The organism is Subsaximicrobium wynnwilliamsii (assembly GCF_007997225.1).
In the GTDB taxonomy this organism is placed as follows: domain Bacteria; phylum Bacteroidota; class Bacteroidia; order Flavobacteriales; family Flavobacteriaceae; genus Psychroserpens; species Psychroserpens wynnwilliamsii.
The window spans coordinates 1-1081 of sequence record NZ_VORM01000102.1 but is presented as its reverse complement, the minus strand read 5'-3'; the positions used below and the strand labels follow the sequence as shown (position 1 = coordinate 1081).

Annotated in this window: 1 protein-coding gene; it reads left to right on the top strand. The window is 48.7% G+C overall.

What is annotated here, in order from left to right; genetic code table 11:
- The first annotated feature begins 191 nt into the window (after nucleotides 1-191).
- Complete coding sequence (locus ESY88_RS20690; protein WP_223270922.1) at nucleotides 192-1019, top strand: tyrosine-type recombinase/integrase; 828 nt, start codon at nucleotides 192-194, stop codon at nucleotides 1017-1019.
- Nucleotides 1020-1081: the final 62 nt, after the last annotated feature.

Sequence of the window (1081 nt, the reverse complement as noted above, 5' to 3'; positions counted from 1 at the left end):
TGTTGAACGAATCCTCCCTACCGGTCGGAAGCCCGCCTGAACCGTTCCGATTGGATGTTCTTGCTGTAAATGTAATAGATTTATTAATTTGTAGCTAAATTTTAAATCCAATACCATGTTTAAAAAAAAGTAAAACCATTGCTGAACGCGCCTTTGAGGAGGTAGCGGGCTTCAGTACACTCCAGAACAAATTGGAGCAGAGCTTTTCCATCAATGGCAAAGCCAAAAGCACCCTAAACAATTACCTCCGATGCCTGGCGCACCTTGCCCTGCACCATAAGCGAAGCCCGGAAACGCTCTCGGTGGAAAATATCGAGGCTTACCTTTATCATTGCCAAAAACTTCACAGGACACCTTCTGAGAGTTTTTTCAAACACACCATTTTTGGACTCAGGGCTGCCTACAAAGTAATGGGCATGGAGGCCAAGCGCGTGGCCCTGCCACAGATCAAACGAGATCTGAAACTGCCAATCGTATTGAGCCAGGAAGAAGTGAAACGTCTTTTAAAAGCGCCCAGGTACCTCAAACATCGTTTGATCATTGGGATGCTCTATGGTTGCGGACTTCGCAGCTACGAACTCTGCGGCCTAAAATTGGCAGACATCGATTTCGATCGCAGGACGGTTTTCATTCCCAAGAAAAAGGGCAAGATCGACCGTTATGTTCCCTTGAGCAAACATTTGATCAGGGGGCTAAAGAAGTATCTCAGAACGGAAAACCCCCAGATCTATCTTTTCAACAGTCAGGTCACCAAAGATGGGAAAGCGCGGGGGTTGACCACCAATGGCATAGGTTGGGTGATCAAAGAGAGCCGAGGCAAGATCGGCAGTTCCAAAAAGATAACCGCCCACACGTTGCGGCACACCTTTGCCACGCATCTGTTGGAATATGGCGTTGACATTGTCAGCCTAAAGGAACTCTTGGGCCATGCGCATATCGAAATGACGCTGACCTATCTGCACGTGGCCAACCTGCCCAGTGGTTCGAGGTTTTCCCCGCTGGACAAGCTCTACGGTTGATGCGTCCCCGACATACGGTGGCCGACGTTTTGGAAATGGAGCAGCTACAGCTCAAAAGTCTG